Origin of the sequence: Dietzia kunjamensis (assembly GCF_045689975.1) — a bacterium.
Taxonomy (GTDB): Bacteria; Actinomycetota; Actinomycetes; order Mycobacteriales; family Mycobacteriaceae; genus Dietzia; species Dietzia kunjamensis.
This window is the reverse complement of sequence record NZ_CP143297.1, coordinates 337,455-358,017: the sequence shown is the minus strand read 5'-3', so window position 1 is coordinate 358,017 and position 20,563 is coordinate 337,455. Positions and strand designations below refer to the sequence as shown.

Annotated in this window: 20 protein-coding genes and 1 pseudogene; 10 read left to right on the top strand and 11 right to left on the bottom strand. The window is 70.7% G+C overall.

Annotation, left to right across the window (positions count from 1 at the left end; genetic code table 11):
- Window positions 1-11 precede the first annotated feature (11 nt).
- The 6 genes from VZF99_RS01655 to VZF99_RS01630 all read right to left on the bottom strand — a co-directional run bounded on the left by VZF99_RS01655 (window position 12) and on the right by VZF99_RS01630 (window position 4,330).
- Window positions 12-1,247, bottom strand: a complete 1,236-nt coding sequence (locus tag VZF99_RS01655) for a cupin domain-containing protein (RefSeq protein WP_407335540.1) — start codon at window positions 1,245-1,247, stop codon at window positions 12-14.
- Window positions 1,248-1,526: a BatC protein gene (locus VZF99_RS01650; RefSeq protein ID WP_407335539.1), complete on the bottom strand. Its 279-nt coding sequence runs from the start codon at window positions 1,524-1,526 to the stop codon at window positions 1,248-1,250.
- 274 nt (window positions 1,527-1,800) lie between these two features.
- The gene (locus VZF99_RS01645) at window positions 1,801-2,472 is read right to left on the bottom strand and encodes an enoyl-CoA hydratase/isomerase family protein (protein ID WP_407335538.1); all 672 of its coding nucleotides are present in this window, start codon (window positions 2,470-2,472) and stop codon (window positions 1,801-1,803) included.
- 69 nt (window positions 2,473-2,541) lie between these two features.
- On the bottom strand, window positions 2,542-2,877 hold the full coding sequence (locus VZF99_RS01640) for a type II toxin-antitoxin system PemK/MazF family toxin (RefSeq protein WP_407335537.1): 336 nt from the start codon (window positions 2,875-2,877) through the stop codon (window positions 2,542-2,544).
- 97 nt (window positions 2,878-2,974) lie between these two features.
- Window positions 2,975-3,097, bottom strand: coding sequence for a hypothetical protein (locus VZF99_RS01635; RefSeq protein ID WP_407335536.1), 123 nt, complete (start codon window positions 3,095-3,097; stop codon window positions 2,975-2,977).
- 198 nt (window positions 3,098-3,295) lie between these two features.
- Entirely contained in the window at window positions 3,296-4,330 is a 1,035-nt protein-coding gene (locus VZF99_RS01630) for an aspartate-semialdehyde dehydrogenase (protein WP_301162889.1), read from the bottom strand.
- A gap of 439 nt (window positions 4,331-4,769) precedes the next feature.
- On the opposite strand from VZF99_RS01630, the gene VZF99_RS01625 reads away from it, so the two are divergent.
- Window positions 4,770-5,660, top strand: coding sequence for an endonuclease domain-containing protein (locus VZF99_RS01625; protein ID WP_407335535.1), 891 nt, complete (start codon window positions 4,770-4,772; stop codon window positions 5,658-5,660).
- Between the two features lie 212 nt (window positions 5,661-5,872).
- Here the strand turns inward: VZF99_RS01625 and VZF99_RS01620 are convergent, their stop codons facing one another.
- Window positions 5,873-7,135 (bottom strand): aspartate kinase, encoded by a 1,263-nt coding sequence (locus VZF99_RS01620; protein ID WP_407335534.1) that lies wholly within the window; start codon window positions 7,133-7,135, stop codon window positions 5,873-5,875.
- A 71-nt stretch (window positions 7,136-7,206) separates the two neighbouring features.
- Between VZF99_RS01620 and VZF99_RS01615 the strand changes: the two genes are divergently transcribed.
- The 5 genes from VZF99_RS01615 (at window position 7,207) to VZF99_RS01595 (ending at window position 12,992) form a co-directional block, all read left to right on the top strand.
- Window positions 7,207-8,100 (top strand): DMT family transporter, encoded by an 894-nt coding sequence (locus tag VZF99_RS01615; protein ID WP_407335533.1) that lies wholly within the window; start codon window positions 7,207-7,209, stop codon window positions 8,098-8,100.
- Between the two features lie 88 nt (window positions 8,101-8,188).
- Complete coding sequence (locus VZF99_RS01610; RefSeq protein WP_407335532.1) at window positions 8,189-9,001, top strand: trypsin-like serine protease; 813 nt, start codon at window positions 8,189-8,191, stop codon at window positions 8,999-9,001.
- Between the two features lie 52 nt (window positions 9,002-9,053).
- Window positions 9,054-9,485 carry a GNAT family N-acetyltransferase gene (locus VZF99_RS01605; protein WP_407335531.1) on the top strand — a complete coding sequence of 144 codons (432 nt, stop codon included), beginning with the start codon at window positions 9,054-9,056 and terminating at the stop codon, window positions 9,483-9,485.
- 159 nt (window positions 9,486-9,644) lie between these two features.
- Window positions 9,645-11,504, top strand: coding sequence for a 2-isopropylmalate synthase (gene leuA, locus VZF99_RS01600; protein ID WP_407335530.1), 1,860 nt, complete (start codon window positions 9,645-9,647; stop codon window positions 11,502-11,504).
- Between the two features lie 387 nt (window positions 11,505-11,891).
- Window positions 11,892-12,992 (top strand): peptidoglycan recognition family protein, encoded by a 1,101-nt coding sequence (locus VZF99_RS01595; protein WP_268093069.1) that lies wholly within the window; start codon window positions 11,892-11,894, stop codon window positions 12,990-12,992.
- A gap of 240 nt (window positions 12,993-13,232) precedes the next feature.
- On the opposite strand, the gene VZF99_RS01590 is transcribed toward VZF99_RS01595, so the two are convergent.
- The 3 genes from VZF99_RS01590 to VZF99_RS01580 form a co-directional block, all read right to left on the bottom strand.
- Entirely contained in the window at window positions 13,233-13,664 is a 432-nt protein-coding gene (locus VZF99_RS01590) for a phage holin family protein (protein WP_096906198.1), read from the bottom strand.
- 7 nt (window positions 13,665-13,671) lie between these two features.
- Window positions 13,672-15,033: an aspartate aminotransferase family protein gene (locus VZF99_RS01585; RefSeq protein ID WP_067714604.1), complete on the bottom strand. Its 1,362-nt coding sequence runs from the start codon at window positions 15,031-15,033 to the stop codon at window positions 13,672-13,674.
- Window positions 15,034-15,176: 143 nt separating this feature from the next.
- On the bottom strand, window positions 15,177-16,118 hold the full coding sequence (locus VZF99_RS01580; protein WP_163375379.1) for an exonuclease domain-containing protein: 942 nt from the start codon (window positions 16,116-16,118) through the stop codon (window positions 15,177-15,179).
- Here VZF99_RS01580 and VZF99_RS01575 point away from each other — a divergent pair.
- The 4 genes from VZF99_RS01575 (at window position 16,117) to VZF99_RS01560 (ending at window position 19,660) form a co-directional block, all read left to right on the top strand.
- Entirely contained in the window at window positions 16,117-16,239 is a 123-nt protein-coding gene (locus VZF99_RS01575) for a hypothetical protein (RefSeq protein ID WP_256385628.1), read from the top strand. The genes VZF99_RS01580 and VZF99_RS01575 overlap by 2 nt on opposite strands.
- A 44-nt stretch (window positions 16,240-16,283) precedes the next feature.
- Window positions 16,284-17,606: a MurT ligase domain-containing protein gene (locus VZF99_RS01570; protein WP_407335529.1), complete on the top strand. Its 1,323-nt coding sequence runs from the start codon at window positions 16,284-16,286 to the stop codon at window positions 17,604-17,606.
- The gene (locus VZF99_RS01565; protein WP_119193465.1) at window positions 17,603-18,484 is read left to right on the top strand and encodes a type 1 glutamine amidotransferase; all 882 of its coding nucleotides are present in this window, start codon (window positions 17,603-17,605) and stop codon (window positions 18,482-18,484) included. Before VZF99_RS01570 ends, VZF99_RS01565 begins: the two co-directional genes overlap by 4 nt.
- 246 nt (window positions 18,485-18,730) lie before the next feature.
- On the top strand, window positions 18,731-19,660 hold the full coding sequence (locus VZF99_RS01560; protein WP_407335528.1) for an amidohydrolase family protein: 930 nt from the start codon (window positions 18,731-18,733) through the stop codon (window positions 19,658-19,660).
- 189 nt (window positions 19,661-19,849) lie between these two features.
- Here the strand turns inward: VZF99_RS01560 and recR are convergent.
- A pseudogene (recR, locus tag VZF99_RS01555) lies at window positions 19,850-20,455 on the bottom strand (recombination mediator RecR); the annotation flags it as partial.
- Window positions 20,456-20,563: the final 108 nt, after the last annotated feature.

Below are 20,563 nucleotides of genomic sequence, written 5' to 3'. Positions count from 1 at the left end.
CGCCATCACCCTCACTGCGCCACCACCACGCCCTCCCGCAGCAGCCGGCGCAGGACCACCAGGCCGTCGTCGGCATCGAGGCCGGGCAGCGAACCAGCGCTCACGGGTGCGCCCTCGAGGACAGCGCGCAGGGCGGACGCGCACACCGCCGGGAACGTCACCGACTTAGTGGGCAGCCTCAGCACCACCGTGCCGGGACTGCCGGCGTCGACGTCAGAGTCGGTGCAGTCCACCCGTGCGTGGAGTCCCTCTCGCAACTGCAGCCGGGTGTCGGGCTCGAGGGCCGCGACGGCATCGAGGGTGGCCAGCGGGCGGATCGCTGCGGGTCGAGTGAGGTCCAGGTACTTCTCGGCGAGCGCCTCGCCGGCGAGAGCGCTGAGCTGCCCCTGCTTCTCGGCGATCAACCGGGCCAGTACGTCGAGGACCTCGCGGGCGTGGGGCTCGGCGCGCGCGGCATCGACCGGGGCGAGCCCGAACGGCAACGACGCCCGCAGCTCCTCCTCCGAGGCCAACGCCTCGATCATCGCCGTGGCGACGTCATGCCCGGTCAAGGGGGCCACGCCCACCGTGAGGTGGATCGAGGTATCGCCCTGCGCCTCGGCGGAGTGGATCCAGCCGCGCGGCAGATAGAGGCAGTCCCCCGGCTCGAGCACGGTGTCGATGACCGGAGCGTCCTTTGCCCGTTCGGCGATCGCCTCGCGGTGATCGGTCCACGGCTGATCGGGCAGCGGGTGAAGGTGGACGGGCTCGTGCACCCGCCACCGCTTGGTGCCGGACACCTGGAGGACAAACACGTCGTGGACGTCGTAGTGCGGATCGAACCCGCGATTCGCGGGCGGGGTGATGTAGGCGTTGGTCTGCACCGGATGCCCGATGTCCGAGGTCATGCCTCGGACGAAGTCGATGATGGGCGGCCAGAACCGGTGCAGTCCCTGCAGGACGAGCGTCGCCCCGGCGGCGTACTGCGTGAGCACGCCGTCGGGGTCGAGCTGATCGGCGATCTGCGCCCCGAACCCCGCGGAGCGGGTGAAGCACGCCCGGTCGACGAGCGTGCCCTCCCGCGCCATCCGGACGAAGGGCGTGCGCACGCCCCGCTCGGCGACGATCTCGTCGACCATCCCCGGTGTGAGCAGGTCGGAGTAGTCGCGTGGCAGCTCGGCCGCCCGGGTCAGCAGGGGCCGCTGCCCCCACACCCGAGCCGCGAACTCATCCGAACTGCACGCGACGCACCGATGAAGCGCCCGCAATTACTGCGTGCCGTCAGCGCCGCCGTCGGCACCATCCGGGTTCGAACCGCCATCGGCCAACCCTTCGCCGGTGTTCGCGGAGCCATCGGCGGAACCGTCCGCGCCACCGTCGTGGCCGTCCGGGTTCGAACCGCCGTCAGCCAGGCCCTCGCCCTCGCCCTTCATGTGGTGGGCGGATCCGTCGGCGCCGCCGTCGTGGCCGCCCGGGTTGGAACCGCCGTCGGCGATGCCCTCGCCCTGAGCGCCGGACGTGGTGATGTCGTCGTCGTTGATAGCCATCTGCGTTCCTCTCGTCGGTGCAGGCGTGAACCTGCAGGGAGTCGTGCGATCTGGCCACGTGTTCCGGCAGCAGGCCGGGACACGAGGGGCGTGCAGTTCCACTATGGCACTGGACCGGCCTCTATACGACCGAAGCCGCCGCCGGTTCGGCGTGACCGGGCGGCCGCATCGTTCCCGGGCGGCGGTGGTCCTCGTCGTCGTCGTTGTGTCGTTGCCGGTGTCGAACTATCCCCGCGCTACCCCGAACCCGCGGTCGACCCGGGACGGGTGGGCATCAGAGGCTGACGCCGCCGGGACCCCGGCCCAGCGCCTCGGTGACGGAGGCGAACATCGTGGACTTGATGGCGCCGAGAGTGGTGCGGTCCTTGCCGAGGATCGGCTGGAGACGCCCGAGCGCCGCGGCAACGATCTCGGCCTCCGCAGCGGTCGCGTCGACGAGGCCCGCCTCCTTCGCCTCGGCCCCGGGGTAGCGGTGGCCCGTGCTCATCGCGGTGATGGCGGTCTGCGGGGTCGTCTTGGCCTGGATCAGCGCCGCCATGCCGGGAGTGAACGGGATGTTGATGTCCACCTCGGGGAAGCAGAAGTAGCCGCGGTCGTCGCGCATCACCCGGTAGTCGTGAGCCATCGCGAGCATCGCGCCGCCGCCGAAGGCGTGCCCGTTGACCGCGGCGGCCGTCGGCAGGGAGAACGTCAGGACGCGCGAGAACAGCTCGTGGATCCGGCCGACGTACCAGTCCAGGCGGTCCGAGTTGGCCATGAGCCAGTCGAGGTCTAGGCCGTTGGAATAGAACTTGCCCGACCCCACGGTGACGAGCCCCTTCGCGGACTGCTCGACCTCATCGAGGTGGGCGTTGATCGCGTCGAGCCGGTCCGGGGAGAAGCGGTTCTCGTCGTCGCCGAGCGTGAGGACGGCGATGTCCTCGTGGTGGGTCAGGGTCGGGGTCATGGGTGGTCCTTTCGGGTGGCGGGGTTGTGGGGTGCGGGTGGGCCGGGGTCGGGGTTCGGCGGTCGACCGCTACTCGTCGAGGAAATCCTGGATCCACCGGCGAATGTCTGCCAGGGTCCCCGCATCCACCTGGCCGGCATGGCCGACAACACGCTGGCGCGAAAGGGTGCGCACCTGCTCGGTCATCGCCCAGGAGTCGCGGTCGAACACGTCTCCGCGGAGCAGGACGTGGTTCGACCATCCGCGATCCACCGACGTCACCGGCAACACCATCACGAGAGTATCGGCGAGGGAGATGTGCGCGCGCGACGAGACCACCACCGCGGGCCGGCGACCGCTCTGCTCACGACCCACCACGGGATCGAGGACAACCCATACGACCTCCCCGGGAGTCGGGTCAGACATCCTGCGCCCGCTCCCACCACTCGGACTCCTCGCGGTAGGACGCCAGATCCTCAGGCGATGTCGCGTCAATCTCCGCACGCAGGCGCTCGAGCCTCCGTTACTTCTCGGCGAGTGAGGCGAGATACGCCAGATGATCGCCCAGCGTGCGGTGCTCCTCGGCGGCCTGCCTCTTCAGAAGATCCCGGAGGTCGCGACTCACCTTGATCGTCGTGTGGGACATACCGAAAGTATGCCTTTGGTCATACCGCGGAGAGAGCGAACTCCTCGCGAGCCCTGTGCAGAAGAGCCGCCGCCCGGTCTGCGTGACCGGGCGGCGGCTCCCGTCTGGGTGCGACTGCGGGGCCTCGTCGTCGTACTCTCGACCGGCTGCACTCCCGACCGGCTCAGCCCGCGACTGGCCACTCGACCAGCAGTTGCGCTACTTGACCAGCAGTTCCGCGATCTGGATGGTGTTGAGCGCCGCACCCTTGCGGAGGTTGTCGCCCGCCACCATGAGGTTGAGGCCCTTGTTGCCCTCGATCGACTGGTCCTGGCGGATGCGGCCCACCAGCGACTCGTCGATACCCGCCGCGTCCAGCGGGGTCGGCACGTCCACGACCTTGACGCCCGGCGCCTTCGACAGCAGCTCGCGCGCCTGCTCCGGCGTGATGTCCTTGTCGAACTCCGCGTTGATGCTCAGCGTGTGACCGGTGAACACCGGCACGCGCACGCAGGTGCCGGCCACCCGCAGCTCCGGCAGGTCGAGGATCTTGCGCGACTCATTGCGCAGCTTCTGCTCCTCGTCCGTCTCCTCGGACCCGTCGTCGACGAGCCCACCCGCGAGCGGCAGCACGTTGAACGCGATCGGCGCGACGTACGGCCCGTGGTCGTCGGTCTTCAGCGCCGAGCCGTCGTGCACCAGCTCGTGGCCCGCGCCGACGTTGCCAGTGATCTGATCGTTCAGCGTGTCCACGCCGGCGAGCCCGGAACCGGAGACCGCCTGGTACGTCGACACGACCAGACGCTTGAGGCCCGCCGCGTCGTGCAGCGCCTTGAGCACCGGCATCGCGGCCATCGTGGTGCAGTTGGGGTTGGCGATGATGCCCTTGGGTGGGTTCTTCGCCGCGTCCGGGTTCACCTCGGAGACGACGAGCGGGACGTCGGGGTCCTTGCGCCACGCGCTGGAATTGTCGACGACGACGGCGCCGGCCGCGGCGAACCGAGGGGCCTGCTCCTTCGACATCGTGCCTCCGGCGGAGAACAGGGCGATATCGATCCCCTCCAGCTCCTCGTCGGGCGTGCCCGCGGTGTCCTCGACGACGATGTCCTCACCGCGGAACGGCAGCGTGGTGCCGGCGGACCGGGCGGACGCGAAGAAACGGACCTTGTCAGCCGGGAAGTCCCGCTCCTCCAGCAGGGCACGCATGACGCGCCCCACCTGGCCCGTGGCTCCGACTACGGCGACAGTGGTCATCGAAAAGGTCAACTCCTGACAGGTTGGTCCCGGCCCGCCGCGGACGGGTTCTCCGCCCTGCGCTCGACCGACCGGCAGTACCCCATCCTACCGGGGTCGCCCAGCTCGGACAGCGGCGTGCGTCACACCCGGCCGCGCTTCGGGCACAGACACCACGCAAGGCGAGGCCGGGAGCGGAGCGCGGGCGGCGGGGCACGCCCCGCCATCCGGTCGCTCGCCCCCCGGCCTCGCCGTCCGGAGGAATTCGCCTGTATCGGCCGAGTGGCGTTGCGCGAATTCCTCTTCTCGGCGAGGACCGCGGTGCTCGCCGAGGGGGTCGACGTCCTGGGCCATAGGCCGTGGCATCGCTATCCACACCCCTCGGCCCCATCCACAGGTCGACGCGGATCCCTGCTCTGCGCCCCTGCCAGTCGACGTCCGCTTGGCAGAGTCACGGTCCGTGAGCGCAGAATCCCGCACCGCCCCCATCCGCACAGCCCCCATCCGCACCCGCGACCTGCGGCACCTGACCGGAAGCCGCGTCACGAACCGCGGTTACACCCGCCTGCACCACGGACTGTGGGTCCGGGACCACGTGCACGTCGACGCCTGGGCGCGGGCCGAAGCGCTCATGACGCTCTACCCGGACGCAACGTTGACCGGGTGGATCGCAGCCACGCTCTATGGGCACGACTTCCCGCCGCGCGAGTTCGCGGACGATGTGGTGGCGCCGGGCCGGCGGATCGAACGGCCCGGGCTGGCGGGCTGGCAGTACCGGATCCCGCCCGAGCACATCCACGTGCTGACGTCGGGACGTTCCCCCGACATCCGCATCGCCAGCCCCGAGTGGGTCTTGTTCGACATCGCTCGTCGCGAACCGCGCGTCGAGGCCATCTGCGCGCTCGACGCCTCCACCACCATGGGTGTCCTACCGATCAGCCGCCTACCGGCCCTGGTGGAGGACATGCACGGCGTCCGCGGTCGCCGGACTGTTCTCGAGAGGCTCGAGGAGGTCGACACAGATGCCGAGTCGCCCTGGGAAACCCGGACGCGGCTGTTCCTACTCGAGAACGGTCTGACCGGATTCGTCCTGCAGCACCGGGTCTCCGAGTTCAGGTATCGCCTGGACATCGCCTGGCCGGAGTTGAAGGTGGCGGTGGAATACGACGGAGGGGACCATCGCACGAAAGAGCAGCAGGCGAAGGACGAGATCCGACGGAACCGGCTTCGGGCGGCCGGCTGGTACATCGAGGTGGTCACCGCGACCTCGCTAGTCCGCACCCCCGGCGAGATCCTGGCCCACGTGCGCGCAGCCCTCCACCGCCGCGGCTACGGGAGCTTTCGCGGCTGAACCGACCGATTCGGACGACGAGCCGCGGCGGGTGATCGCCGAGCAGAGGATTTCGCACTGAGCCACTCGGGCGATACAGGCGAATTCCTCTGCTCGGCGGGGCGCCGGGTGCGCGGGGCGCCGGGTGCGCGGGGCGCCGGGCGCCGGGCGCCGGGCGCCGGGCGCCGGGCGCCGGGCCGGCCTGGCTTGGGGCGGGCCGGGCGAGGGTCAGGTCAGCGGCCGGTGCCGGCGTAGACCTGCGCCTCCTCGTCGCCGCCCAGCTCGAACGCGTTGTGCAGCGCGCGGACGCTGTCGGGCAGCTCGTCCTCCCGGACCAGGGCCGAGATGCGGATCTCGGAGGTCGAGATGAGCTCGATGTTGATGCCGGCCTCGGACAGCGACTCGCAGAACGTCGCGGTGACGCCCGGGTGCGACTTCATGCCCGCGCCGACGAGGGAGACCTTGCCGACGTTGTCGTCGTAGAGGACCTGGTCGATGCCCAGCTCGTCCTTGGCCTTGGACAGGACCTCGGTCGCCTTGGCGCCCACCTCACGCGGGCAGGTGAAGGTGATGTCGGTCTTGCCCTCCGCCTTGGAGACGTTCTGCAGGACCATGTCGATGTTGATCTCGGCGTCGGCCACCACGCGGAAGATCTTGGCCGCGTACCCCGGCTGGTCGGGGATGCCGACGACCGTGATCTTGGCCTCCGAGGCGTCGTGAGCGACTCCGGTCAGGACTGCGTCTTCCACGGGGATGTCCTCCACTTTTCCGGCCACGAGCGTGCCCGGGTTGGTCGAATACGAAGAGCGGACGCGCAGCGGCACGTGGTAGCGGCGGGCGAACTCCACACTGCGCAGGTTGAGGATCTTGGACCCGACGGCCGCCATCTCCAGCATCTCCTCGTACGAGATGGTGTCGAGCTTCCGGGCATCGGACACGATCCGCGGGTCGGCGGTGTAGATGCCGTCCACGTCCGAGTAGATCTCGCACACGTCCGCACTCAGGGCCGAGGCCATGGCGACCGCGGTGGTGTCGGACCCGCCGCGACCCAGGGTCGTGACGTCGCGGGTCTCGCGGGACACGCCCTGGAAGCCCGCGACGAGGGCGATCTTGCCCTCGTCCAGCGCCTCACGGACGCGCCCCGGGGTGATGTCGATGATGCGACTGTTGCCATGCCTGGTCGTGGTGATGATCCCGGCCTGGGATCCGGTGAAGGAATAAGCCTCCATCCCGAACGAACTGATGGCCATCGCGAGCAGCGCGTTGGAGATGCGCTCCCCCGAGGTCAACAGCATGTCCATCTCGCGTTGCGGAGGCGAGGGACAGACCTGATCGGCCAGATCGAGTAGCTCGTCGGTCGTGTCGCCCATAGCCGAGGCCACGACCACGACGTCGTTACCCGCCTTCTTGGTCTCCACGATCCGTTCCGCCACCCGGCGGATTCGTTCTGCGGACTCCACGGAGGAGCCGCCGTACTTCTGCACTACGAGTGCCACGCGGTCACACCCTTCCGGTGTTGATCGGCTTACCGCAGACCTACTTTACGGGAGGTGTTTACTCATCAGGGATGAGTGAAATCTGGGCGGCAGTGATTCTCGCCCTCGCGTCCGCCCTCAGCCAGGCCTTCGGAACCGTCATGCGGCACCGATCGCCCCAGCGCGCGAAGGGTCGACACGAGGGTCACTTCAACGTGCTCGCTAGCCGGTACTGGTGGACCGGCATGGTCATCAGCCTCGCCGGATTCGCGTTCCAGGGCCTCGCGCTCGCGTTCGGTTCACTCATCCTGGTCCAGACCATCACCGTCCTCTCACTGACGTTCGCCCTCCCCCTCGGCGCCTGGGTCACCGGTCGGCGGGTCACCAAGACCGAACTCTTCTGGGGGTACGTCCTCACGGGATGCGTGATGGTGCTCGTCATCTACGGACGGCCCACCGGAGGAGACGCCCACCCGCCCTGGTGGCAGTGGGCACTCGCGTGCGCGGGCGGACTCCTCGTCGTCGTCGCCCTCCTCGGTGTCTCCCGCAACCGCCGCTCCAACGGCAACCGTGCCCTCCTGCTGGGCGTGGCCGGCGGCACCGCGTTCGCCTACGTCGCGCTGCTGACGAAGGGCGTCGCCGAGCGGTTCCACGACGGCGGACTGTTCACCGTGGCCACGACCGGCGAGGTGTACGGCCTGGGCGTGGCCGCCGTCGCCGCACTGACGCTCCAACAGATGTCGTTCTCCGCGGGCGCGGTGCACCAGGCCGTGCCCGCCTCCACGGTCACCACCCCGGTCGTCTCACTCGGCCTGGGCGTGGTGGTGCTGGGCGAGTGGTTCTCCGTCGACGGCGCCGCCCTGATGCTGCTGGGCGCCACCCTGACCGTGATGGTGCTCGCGACGGTGCGGCTCGCGCACAAGGACGTCGACTCGGCGCAGTCGATCCCCGACCACCGCGCGCCGAACCGCCGCGCCACCGAGTAACGCCCCCGGTGCACGCCGCGACGTCCTCACCATGAGGACCCATGTCGAGCGGCCCGAGAACTCCCCACCATCGCCTAAGCTGGGCCTCATGCGCCTCACACGTCACAGTGGCCCCACCCGCCCCGGCCGGTTGGCCGCCACGGTCGCCGCCATCATCGGGACGGTGGCCACGTCGCTCGCGTTCGCGGCACCCACGGCCGGCGCGGTAGTGAATGGCGCCCCCTCCGGCCCCGCCCCGTGGGCCGTGCAGATCACCGTCTTCGACGGCGTCCTCGGCGCCCCGTGTACCGGCGTCGTCATCCACCCGCGCTGGGTGGCCACCGCCGCCCACTGCGGGCCGACGAACCCCGACGCGTACACCCTCGGATTCGGGAACCTCGCCACCGTTCCCGGCGGCTTCACCGCGACCGCCTCCCTGGCCAGCCCGCCCATCGTCGGCGCATTCGGATCTCTCGACACCGGCAGCCTCGGTCGCCACACCCCCGAGAGGGTCTACAAGGCCCCCGCCGGGGACTTCATGCTCCTCAAACTGCGCCACCCCGCGCCGTCGCCCGCCGTGCGGCGCGCCGGGGTCGACCCCGCCCCGGGCGCCGTCCTGCGCTTCCACGGATTCGGCGAGACCACCCCCCGCGGCCTGCGCTCCCCCGAACTCCGCACGGGCCTCACCCGCCTCGACCGGATGGAACCCCGAGCCGGTTCACGCATCGGCCGCTCCCACACCATCCAGGGCGGATACGGGTACGGCGACTCCGGCGGACCCGTCTTCCAGGGCGACCGACTGGTGGGCGTCCACTCCGGCTCCGACCACGACCGCCGGCAGCCCGACGGCACCAACCCGGCCCGGTACGAATCGATCCCCGCCCAGAACGGCTGGATCGACTGGATGATCGCCAACCGATGACCCAGGGCAGTCGGCGATGCCGAACCCCCTCGATTTTTGCCACACTGGACAGATGACCCCGCCGGAGCTCGTCATCCGCCGCGCCGCGCGCGCGGATGTTGACCTCGTGCTGTCCGCGGGTGACCTGCTCAGCACCCCGCCCACCGCGGAATGGACCACGGACTTCCTCGACCGAGGTTCCAACCTGCTCGTGCTGGCGCTGCAGGACGAGGTGCCGGTCGCGATGCTCGTCGCGGTGGAGACCGGGCACCTCGGCGCCAGCCCCGACCTGTTCGTCTACGGCATCCGGGTCCGTGAGGACCTGCGCGGCCGGGGCATCGCCCACCGACTGGTCGAGAAGGCGGTGGAGGTGGCCGAGGAGGCCGGCTGCAGCAAGGTCTGGGGATCCATGCAGGTGCCCGACGACCTCACCCAGGACCCGCCGTCGGTACCGCCCGAAAGGACCACAGCCGAGTCCTCGACGTTCGTCATTCCGATCCCGTGACGTCCCGCGCAGATGTGTATGATGGCCCGCATGCAGCGCGTGCTCCTTCTTGGGTGCCGCGGCGGGGCCCGCTGAGGCGGACCGGCTCCCCGTCGCGGGATTTCGTCGCGCCGGTCCGATCCCTGCCGATCGCCCCCCCTAGGAAGTTGAGCCACTGCAATGAATCCCGCTGATGCCTTCGTCTCGTCGTCGTCGACCCTGACTCCCCCCTCCAAGCCCGGCCGCCCCGACCAGCCGTCGTGGAACAAACAGCGCGGCTCCTCTATGCCGGCGCACCGCTACCGGCCGTTCGCCGAGGAGGTCGAGGACGTCTCCCTGCCCGACCGCACCTGGCCGGACAAGATCATCACCCACGCCCCCCAGTGGTGCGCCGTGGACCTGCGCGACGGCAACCAGGCCCTGATCGATCCCATGAGCCCCGCGCGCAAGCGCCGCATGTTCGACCTGCTCGTCCGTATGGGCTACAAGGAGATCGAGGTCGGATTCCCGTCCGCCTCGCAGACGGATTACGACTTCGTCCGCGAGATCATCGAGGACGACGCGATCCCCGAAGACGTCACCATCCAGGTGCTGGTCCAGTGCCGCGAGGATCTCATCCGCCGCACGTTCGAGGCGTGCGAGGGCGCGTCCGACGTGATCGTGCACTTCTACAACTCAACGTCGATCCTGCAGCGCAAGGTGGTCTTCCGCAAGGACCGCGACGCCATCAAGAAGATCGCCATCGACGCCGCCGAGCTGGTCACCACGATCGCCAAGGACTACCCCGACACCAACTGGCGCTGGGAGTACTCGCCCGAGTCCTTCACCGGCACCGAACTGGCGTTCTCCAAGGAGGTCTGCGACGCCGTCACCGAGGTCGTGGGCGCCACCCCGCAGAACCCGATCATCATCAACCTGCCGGCGACCGTCGAGATGGCCACGCCCAACGTCTACGCCGACCAGATCGAATGGATGCACCGCAACCTGGCGCACCGCGACTCCACGATCCTGTCGCTGCACCCGCACAACGACCGCGGCACCGGTGTGGCCGCCGCTGAGCTGGCGTTCCAGGCCGGCGCCGACCGCATCGAGGGCTGCCTGTTCGGCAACGGCGAGCGCACCGGCAACGTCTGCCTGGTGACGCTGGGCATGAACATGCTCACCCGCGGCGTGGACCCGCAGATCAACTTCTCCGACATGGACGAGATCCGCCGCACGGTCGAGTACGCCAACCAGCTGCCCGTGCCCGAGCGTCACCCCTACGGCGGCGACCTAGTCTTCACCGCCTTCTCCGGCTCCCACCAGGACGCCATCAACAAGGGCTTCGACGCCCTGCAGGCCGAGGCCGACGCCCGCGGCGAGGACATCACCGACATCACGTGGGAGGTGCCCTACCTGCCCGTCGACCCCAAGGACGAGGGCCGCACGTACGAGGCCGTCATCCGCGTGAACTCGCAGTCCGGCAAGGGCGGCGTCGCCTACATCATGAAGAGCGACTACGGCCTGCAGCTGCCGCGGCGCCTGCAGATGGAGTTCTCCGCCCTGGTCCAGTCGGTCACCGACTCCGAGGGCGGCGAGGTCACCCCCAAGGCGATGTGGGACATCTTCTCGACGGAGTACCTGGACCGCGTCTCGCCCATGGAGCGCATGTCGCAGCACCTCGTGCCCGCCGAGACCGATGACGGCGAGGACGCCATCGAGGCCGTCATCAAGTGGAAGGGCGAGACCCGTGAGCTGGCGGGGTCCGGGAACGGACCCCTCGCCGCGTTCGTCGCCGCGCTGAACGAGATGTTCGACGACGAGGTACGCATCCTCGACTACTCGGAACACGCGATGACGTCCGGGGATGACGCCACCGCGGCCGCGTACGTCGAGGTGCAGTTCGGTAACCGGGTCTTCTGGGGAGTCGGACGGGCCGGTTCCATCACCACCGCCTCCCTGCGCGCCGTGGTCTCCGCCGTGAACCGCGCCTACGCCGATGAGGCCGAGGGCGCCGAGGCCGTCGGTTCGGTCGAGGGCGCCCGCACCTGGGCCCCCTGACCGGCTGATGGTCGGCCGGGCCGGCGGACGGGGTGGTGCCCGCCGTCTGGCCGGGCCTGCCCTCCGGGTGAGCCCGCCGCCCGGGTGGGCCCGCCGGCCGGACGGGCGCGCCGCCCGGCCATCGACAAGACCGTTCCGCACACATCGCCCGAGAGGCTGCGTGCGGAACGGTCTTCTCGTCGCGCGTCGGGGCGCGCGCGAATCGTGGGGCAGCACAAGGCGTTTGGCCTCATCGCCCGGGCGGACGCCGCCACATCAGTCACATCACCCTCAGATATCCCTCCGGTAACGAGGGTCTCGATTCGGTCACGTCAAGCGCGTAATGTAGCGGCGGGCCGTGCCGATAGGTATGGGTCGGCCCTTCGCAAACCTCAGTCTGGAGCCCGTATGTCCGTTACACGCCGTGGATTTCTCACAGCCGCATCCGTCGGCGTGGGCGCCGCCGTCGCCTCCACCGTCCGTGGCCCCGTCGCCGGGGCCAATCCCTTCACCACCGGCTCGCTCGGCGTGGCCCAGGACCTCATGCAGTCGATCTCGACCGGCAGCGGGATGATCCAGCCCAACGGCCCGCTCGGTTACGTCGGCGTGACGTTCCCCAGTGCCGAGGAGATCGTCGGCCGGATCCGGTTCGCCTTCCCCGACGGCTCGGTCGGCGACTGGCTCCCACTCGAGGGAATGGACTCCGCCCCGGACGCCGGTAGCACGCCCGCCTCCGAGCTCGTCTCCGCGCCTGATGGTGCCGTGGGATACGAGGTCGATGCGCCCGCGGGCGCGGAGGCGACCGTGTTCGACGACGGCCGCGGCACCCCGCGCAACTACAGCCTCGGCAGCGTCGGCCTGGCGGGCCTACCGGTCATCCCGCGCGCGGCGTGGGGTGCGGGCGATGTCGCGGGCTTCCGCTGGGCGCCCTCCTACTTCCCCGCGCAGTCCATCACGATCCACCACACGGCCTCGGCGGTCGGCCCGGACCGTGCGGCCAGCGTGCGGGCGATCTACAACTACCACGCCAACACCCTGGGCTGGGGCGACGTCGGGTACCACCTGCTCATCGACCCCGAGGGCCGGATCTACCAGGGCCGCGGCGGTACGCCCGTCGGCAATCCGGTCTTCCAGGTCCCGCCGGTCGCCGGGATCGCTCCCCCGGTCGTCACCGGTGGCCACGTGGGTGGCTTCAACAACGGCAACATCGGCATCAGCCTGCTCGGTGACTTCACCGGTGCACCGCCGACCTCGCGCGCGGTGGGCGCGGCCATCGACTGCGTCCGGGCCCTGTGCAACGCCACCGGCATCAACCCGCGTGCGGGCATCACTTATCGCAACCCGCAGGGCGGGGCCACGCGACCGATGATGGCCGTGTCGGGCCACCGCGACTGGGGCGGGACCGCCTGCCCGGGCAACTCGTTCTACCCGCAGATGCAGTTCATCCGCGACCAGGCAGCGCGGGGCTGGGCCCCGACCGCCGTCTCCTCGGCGGCATTCGGCTCCTGACCTGAACCGGGCGGCGCCGCCCGCCCCTCGCGGCGCCATCGCCGTCGCCGTCGCCGCCGCCGAGCAGAGGATCTCTACTGCATCGCCCGAGTAGCGGGTGCGCGAATTCCTCTGCTCGGCGGGCGGGTGCCCGCCCGGGCGCCGCTCAGCCGCCGCCGCCGCTCGGTCGCGGGCGGGTGCCCGCCCGGGCGCCGCTCAGCCGCCGCCGCTCAGCCGCCGCCGCTCAGCCGCCGCCGCCGCTCAGTCGCGGGCGCGACCGGGGACCAGCATCCCAAGCACCCAGTTGACCAGGCCGATCACGATCGCGCCGAACAACGCCGCCCAGAACCCGCTCACCACGTACTCGGCCCCGAAGGGCTGGAACGTCGTGGTGATCCAGCCGGTGAGCATGAGCATCAGCGCGTTGACCACCAGCAGGAACAGGCCCAGGGTGAGGATCGTCAGCGGCAGCGACAGCAACTGAACGATCGGTTTGATCACCGCGTTGACCAGGGTGAACACCACCGCGACGACGAGCAGCGCCGTGATGGTGGGGACGTTCACCTCGTTCTCGATGTCGCCGGCGCCAGAGGCTGCGGCCCCGGAGATCTCGTGCAGGGTGATGCCCGGCACGATCAGCGTCGCCACCCACAGGGCGACGGCGTTGACGATCAGCCGCAATATCAGCGCCATCGAATGGTCAGCTCCTCACGTACTCATCGGCCACGTCGAGTGCGCGGTCGAAGATGTCGAGGCCCTCGTTGGCCTCGTCCGGGGTGATGATGCACGGCGGCACCACGTGGAATCGGTTGTAGTTCATGAACAGCAGCAGGCCGTCGGACTTTGCCTTACCGAACGTGCGGGCCATGGCCTCCGATGATCCACCGTAGGGCGCGAGGGGCTCGCGTGTCTCGCGGTCGGCCACCATCTCCACGGCCCAGAACACGCCGAGGCCGCGGACCTCGCCGATCGACGGGTGCTTTTCGGCGAGCTCGCGCAGGCGCGGGCCGATGACGTCCTCGCCGATCATCTTCGCGTTCTCGACGATCTTCTCGTCGCGCATGAGATTGATCGTCGCGACCACGGAGGCGCAGGCCAGCGGGTGCCCGGCGTAGGTCAACCCGCCGGTGTAGGGCGTGGTCTCGAAGGAGGCGGCGATGCGGTCGTGCAGGATGACGCCGCCGAGCGGGACGTAACCCGAGTTGGAGCCCTTGGCGAAGGTGATGAGGTCGGGCGCCCAGTCGTCGTCGCCGGAGCGGAAGTGGTCCAGGGCGAGCCACTCGCCGGTGCGGCCGAAGCCGGACATCACCTCGTCGCAGATCATGACGATCCCGTACTTGTCGCAGATCTCGCGCACACCGCGCAGGTAGTCGGCCGGCGGCACCATGATGCCGACCGTGCCGGGCACCGACTCGATGATGAGGGCGGCGAAGTGGTCGGGGCCCTCGAGGCCGATGAGCGAGTCGAGGTGTTCGAGCGCCCGGTCGCATTCCTGCTTGTCGTTCTCGGCGTAGAACTGCGAGCGGTACAGGAACGGGGCGTGGAAGTGCACGGCGCCGGTGTTGCCCATGTCGTTGGCCCAGCGGCGGGTGTCACCGGTGAGGTTCATCGAGGTGGTGGTGGCGCCGTGGTAGCTGCGGAACGCCGACAGGGTCTTGTGGCGGCCGGTGTGGCGGCGGGCCATGCGGACGGCGTGCTCGACGGCCTCGGTGCCGGCGTTGGTGAAGAACACGCGGTTCATCCCGGCGGGCGCGACCTCGGCGACGAGGCGGGCCGCCTCGGCGCGGGCGGCGTTGGCGTGTGCCGGATTGATGGTGCACAGCTCGGCGGCCTGGTCCTGGATGGCCTTGACGACCACCGGGTGCTGATGGCCGATGTTGGTGTTGACCAGCTGCGAGGTGAAGTCGAGCAGCCGGTTGCCGTCCCCGTCGGTGAGGTGGCAGCCCTCGGCCGCGGTGACGACCATCGGGTCGCTCGAACCCCAGGCCGACCACGGGGTCAGGACGTGGGCGCGTTCCTTCTCGTAGACCTCACGGGCGGCGGCGTTCTGGGGTGCGGGCACTTGCGGTACTCCTGTGGTCGACGACGGTGGCCGTCGCCCATCATGTCAGTTCCGCCGCGCCGCCTCGGGCCAGCGCCCCACGATGCGGAACGCGGGGGTCTGGAGGCGCGGAACGCGGGCGCCGAGCAGCGCGGAGCGCGGGGTCAGAAGAGCGCCCCCTGCGCACTGTCCACGGCCTGGGCCCCGGCGACGGGCCGTCCGGGGGCGACGGCGGCGAGCATCTCCTCGAACCGCGCGTACGGCACCAGCTCGAGCCCCTTCTTGCGGGCGAACGCGGTCCGACCCCGCACGGCGCCCGGTGCGTCGCACACTGCGAGGGACGTGCGGGACGAGATGCGGTCGGCGACGTAGAGACCGGAGTCGACGACGAGGCCGGCGATCTCCTCCGGATCGCGGTCCACGTCCTGGGTGAAGACCACCTCCATGCCCTGCACCAGCCCGCCGCCGCGCTTGAGCCGCCCGGCCGGCCGCCACAGCCTGGGGGCGGCGAGGGCCTCCGCCCACACCGTGGACACGAGGTAACCGGTCTCGGGATGCGCCACCATCGCGTCGAGCTCGCGCAGCTTCGGCTGCACGTCCTTGCCCCCGGCCACCTCGAGCAGTCCGGCGAACACCCCGGCCAACACGAGGGCGTCATCGTGGGCGTCGTGCGCGGCCCGCTGCTCCACCCCGAAGTGGGCGGCGAGCGTCGACAGTTTGAGGTCGGCGGTGGACAGGTGCAGCCGACCGGCGAAGTCCAGGGTGCACAGGAACCGCTCGAGCGGCGCCGGGAGTCCTGCCCGGCGGGCCTCGGCCGCGAGGAACGACGCGTCGAAGGCGGCGTTGTGGGCGACGACCGTCCTCCCGTCGAGCACCCGGTCCAACTCCGCGGCCACGTCCGGGAAGCGTGGTTTGCCCGCGAGGAGTGCCGGTGTGAGGCCGTGCACGTGGACCGGCCCCGGGTCGACGCCCGGATTGAGCAGGGTCGTGAACTCCTCGACCACCTCGCCGTCGTCGTCGATCACCACCGCGGCCACCGACAACACACGGTCGACCGCCGGCGTCATCCCCGACGTCTCGACGTCCACCACCACCCAACCTGCCATGCCCACCATCGTCCCAGACCCCTCCGACATCCCGGCCGTCACCGTCGCAGGTCACGGCGTTCACACCGTGGTGAACACCGCGAGCGGCCGCTACGCGCTGGGCGGTGCGGTGCGGTTCTGAGGCGGCCGTGCTGCCCGGACGCCGCGCTGCCTAGACTCGGCGGCATGAGTTCCCCCGCGATCACCGCACTCACCCCCCGCGGCCGGGTGGCCGTGGCCGTCTCCCGGCTGGCGACCTGGGCGTCCCGGGTGTCGGGGCGCGGGTCGGGCGGGATGATCGGCGGCCTGGTGGCGCTCAAGCTCGATCCTGGCCTCATGCGCCAGCTCGCGGCGGGCCGGAAGACCGTGCTGGTCACGGGGACCAACGGCAAGTCGACGACGACGAGGATGGTCGCCTCCGCCCTGTCGACGGTGGGCCGGGTCGCCTCGAACGCGAACGGCGACAACATGGACGCCGGGATCGTGTCCGCTCTCGGGGCCGACCGGGTGGCCGGGTTGGCCGCCATCGAGGTCGACGAGCTCCACACGCCCGCGGTCGCGGAGAACACGGCGCCCGAGGCGATCGTGCTGCTCAACCTCAGCCGCGATCAGCTGGACAGGGTCGGGGAGATCAACGCCATCGAGCGCCGGCTGCGGGCCGGGGTGGCCGCGCAGCCGCAGGCGACGGTGGTGGCGAACTGCGACGACGTGATGATCACCTCCGTGGCGTACGACAACCCGTCCGTGGTCTGGGTGGCCGCAGGGTCCGCGTGGGCGGGCGACTCGGTGAGCTGCCCGCGCACCGGCGAACCCATCTCGCGGACAGTGGACTCCACCGGGGCCGTGCGGTGGCGGTCCGCGGGCACGCTGCCCGACGGCCGGACGTTCGAGCGGCCCGAACCGGACTGGTGGGTCGACGACGAGGCCATCCACGGGCCCGACGGGTTCAGCGCCCCCATGAGTCTGGCCATCCCGGGGCGGGCCAACCGGGGCAACGCCGCGCAGGCCGTCGCCGCCGCCGTGGCGATGGGCGCCGACCCCGCCGCCGCCGTCCGGGCGGTGGAGCAGGTCGACGACGTGGCCGGACGCTACTCGACCGTCGACGTGGACGGGCGGGCCGCCCACCTGCTGCTGGCCAAGAACCCGGCCGGCTGGCAGGAGGCGCTCGGCATGATCGACACCTCCGCCGACGGCCTGGTGATCGCTGTCAACGGGCAGGTCGCCGACGGCGTGGACCTGTCGTGGTTGTGGGACGTGCGCTTCGAGAGCTTCGAGGGCGTGACCGTGTACGCCTCGGGCGAGCGCGCCGCCGACCTGTCGGTGCGGCTGAGTTACGCCGGGGTCGAGCACCAGCTGGAGCCGGACCCGCTGACCGCGATCCGCCGCTGCCCACCCGGGCGCGTGGAGGTGCTGGCCAACTACACCGCGTTCCGCGATCTGGGGCGGGCGATCGCCGCTGTCGGGCCCCGCACCGGGGCCGGGGCCGACCGGAAGGAGCAGCAGCGATGAGCGAGCAGAACACTGGCGCGGAGATCCCCGGCGCGGGCGGTTCCGGGACGAATCCCGACCCGCGCAACGCCGGGGGCCGCGACGCCGGCGCCTCGGCCTCACCGCTGGACACCGTCGCCGCGGATTCGGCCCGGCCCTCCGAGTCGACCGTGCGGATCGGCCTGGTCCTGCCGGACGTCATGGGGACGTACGGCGACGACGGCAACTCGCTGGTCCTGCGCCAGCGCCTGAGGTGGCGCGGATACGACGCCGAGATCGTGCGGATCACCCTGGAGGACGAGGTCCCGGACTCGTGCGACCTCTACACCGTGGGCGGTGGCGAGGACGCGGCGCAGAAGCTGGCGTCCCGGCACCTGACCGCGTCGCCGGGGTTGCAGCGAGCGGTGGAGCGCGGCGCGCCGGTCCTGGCGATCTGTGCCGGGATGCAGGTGTTCGGCGAGTGGTTCGTGGTCTCTGACGGATCCCGTGCGCCCGGCCTCGGCCTGCTGGACGTCACCACGACGCCTCAGGCCTCCCGCTCGATCGGCGAGTTGGTGGTCGCGCCGCAGGTCGCGGGCCTGACGCAGCCGCTGACGGGCTTCGAGAACCACATGGGCGCCACCGTCCTGGGCCCGGACGCCGCCCCCCTGGGCCGCGTGACCTCCGGGGTCGGCAACGGCGTCCCGGCCGGGCAGCAGGTCCCGGCCGGCGGGCTGGTCGAGGGCGTGGTGCAGGGGTCGATCATCGCCACCTACATGCACGGGCCGGCGCTGGCCCGCAATCCCGAGCTGGCCGACCTGCTGCTGTGCCGCGCGCTGGGTGTGGACTCGCTACCGCCGGTCGAGGTCCCCGCGGTGGCGCAGCTGCGCCGCGAACGGATCGCGGCCGCTCGCCGCTGAGCCGTCCGGCGGTCCGCTCGCCGGATCGCGATCTGCTCCCCGGGTCGCGATCCGCCCTCCGATCTGCCCCGAGCCGCCTCGATCTGCCCTCCGAATTTTGATTCGCGCTGCGGCGCCCGCGGGCGGATCGCATACCGAGGGGCGGATTCGTGTCGTGACCGTGAGGTCGTCTGCGTCCGGGGGTAGCGATGGCCGTGGACGCCCGATCGCCCTGCGGGTCGGCGCCTCTGACATACCCTCGGTGACATGTGTGAACACCACGGCGTCGCCACCCTCACCGGGACCGTGTCCCCGCCCGATCCCGCCGTCGAGGCAGCGCAGGTCCGCGCGTTGTGGGAGCCGCTGGGGCTGCCCGGGGTCATCGACGTGCACACCCATTTCATGCCGACGCGGGTCATGGACAAGGTGTGGAACTACTTCGACGCCGCCGGCCCCAAGATCGGGCGTCCCTGGCCCATCACGTACCGGGAGGCCGAGGACGAGCGGGTCGAGCGGCTGCGCTCGTACGGGGTGCTGGCGTTCTCGTCCATGCTGTACCCGCACAAGCCCGAGATGGGGGCCTGGCTCAACGCGTGGGCCGCGGAGTTCGCCTCCCGGCACCCGGATTGTCTGCACACGGCGACCTTCTATCCCGAGCCGGCGGCGGCCGACTACGTCCGGGATGCCGTCGACGCCGGGGCACGGGTGTTCAAGTCGCACATCCAGGTGGGCGAGTACGACCCCCGTGACCCGCTGTTGGAACCGGTGTGGGGTGTGCTGTCCGAGGCGCAGGTGCCCACGGTCATCCACTGCGGGTCCGGGCCCGTGGCGGGCGAGTTCACCGGACCTGAGCCGGTGGCTGCGGTGCTCGAGCAGTTCCCTGAGCTGCCGCTGATCGTCGCCCACATGGGCATGGGCGAGTACTCGGAGTTCCTCGATCTGGCCGAGCGGTACCAGAACGTCTACCTCGACACCACGATGGCGTTCACGGACTTCGTCGAGGAGACCATGCCGTTTCCAGAGGACGAGCGCGGTCGCCTGGCCGATCTGGGCCACAAGGTTCTGTTGGGGACGGACTTCCCGAACATCCCGTACCCGTACGCGCACCAGCTCGAGGCCCTCGCCGGGCTCGGGATGGGCGACGACTGGCTACGGGCGGTGTGGCACGGAAACGCCGCGAGGCTGTTCGGACTCTGACTCCGCGCCCGGGTAGCCGATCTCCGGGCTCGGTGCGGGGTCGGCCGGGGCCGGGGCCCACGCGTCCGGGGCAGGCGGGGTGTCCTGGGCGGGCGCCGAGTTCGGCGCGGGTACGGCGGGCTGCGCGGGGTCGATCTGCTCGGGGCGCAGCACGCCGCCCGACCGGGGGGCCTGGGCGGGCCCGCCCGAGAGGATGCGGCGCCCCGACAGTGCGCTGCCGAGGGTGAGCTCGTCGGCGAACTCCAGGTCGGCGCCCATCGGCAGGCCGGACGCCAGGCGGCTCACCACGAGGCCGGGGAACGGCCGCAGCAGACGGGCCAGGTAAGTGCTGGTGGCCTCGCCCGTGGTGTTGGGATCGGTCGCGATGATGATCTCGGCGATCTCCTCGCCCTCGGCCTCCCCGCCGACCCGCCGCATCAGGCCGGCGATGCGCAGCTCGTTGGGTCCGATGCCGTTGATGGGGTCGAGCGCCCCGCCGAGCACGTGGTAGAGCCCGCGGAACTCCCGGGTGCGCTCGATGGCCTCGATGTCCTTGGGCTCCTCGACCACGCAGATGAGCGTGGGGTCGCGGCGCGGGTCCGAACAGATACGGCAACGCTCGGCCGCCGCGACGGTCCCGCAGACCTCGCAGTAGGTGACGCCCTCGACCACGGCCTGCAGCGCGGAGCGGAGGCGTTCGACGGAGTCGGGCTCGGCCTGCAGCAGGTGGAAGGCCAGGCGTTGCGCAGACTTCGGACCGATGCCCGGCAGCTTGCCGAACTCGTCGATCAGGTTCTGGACCGGTCCCTCGTACATCGCGCTTTCCTGTGCTCTTGCTGTCCCGACGACGGCTGCGTCGCCGGGTGGCGGGTCCGATTACGGGTCGGAACCCGGTGGCGGGGCCCGGCACATGCCGGGCCCCGC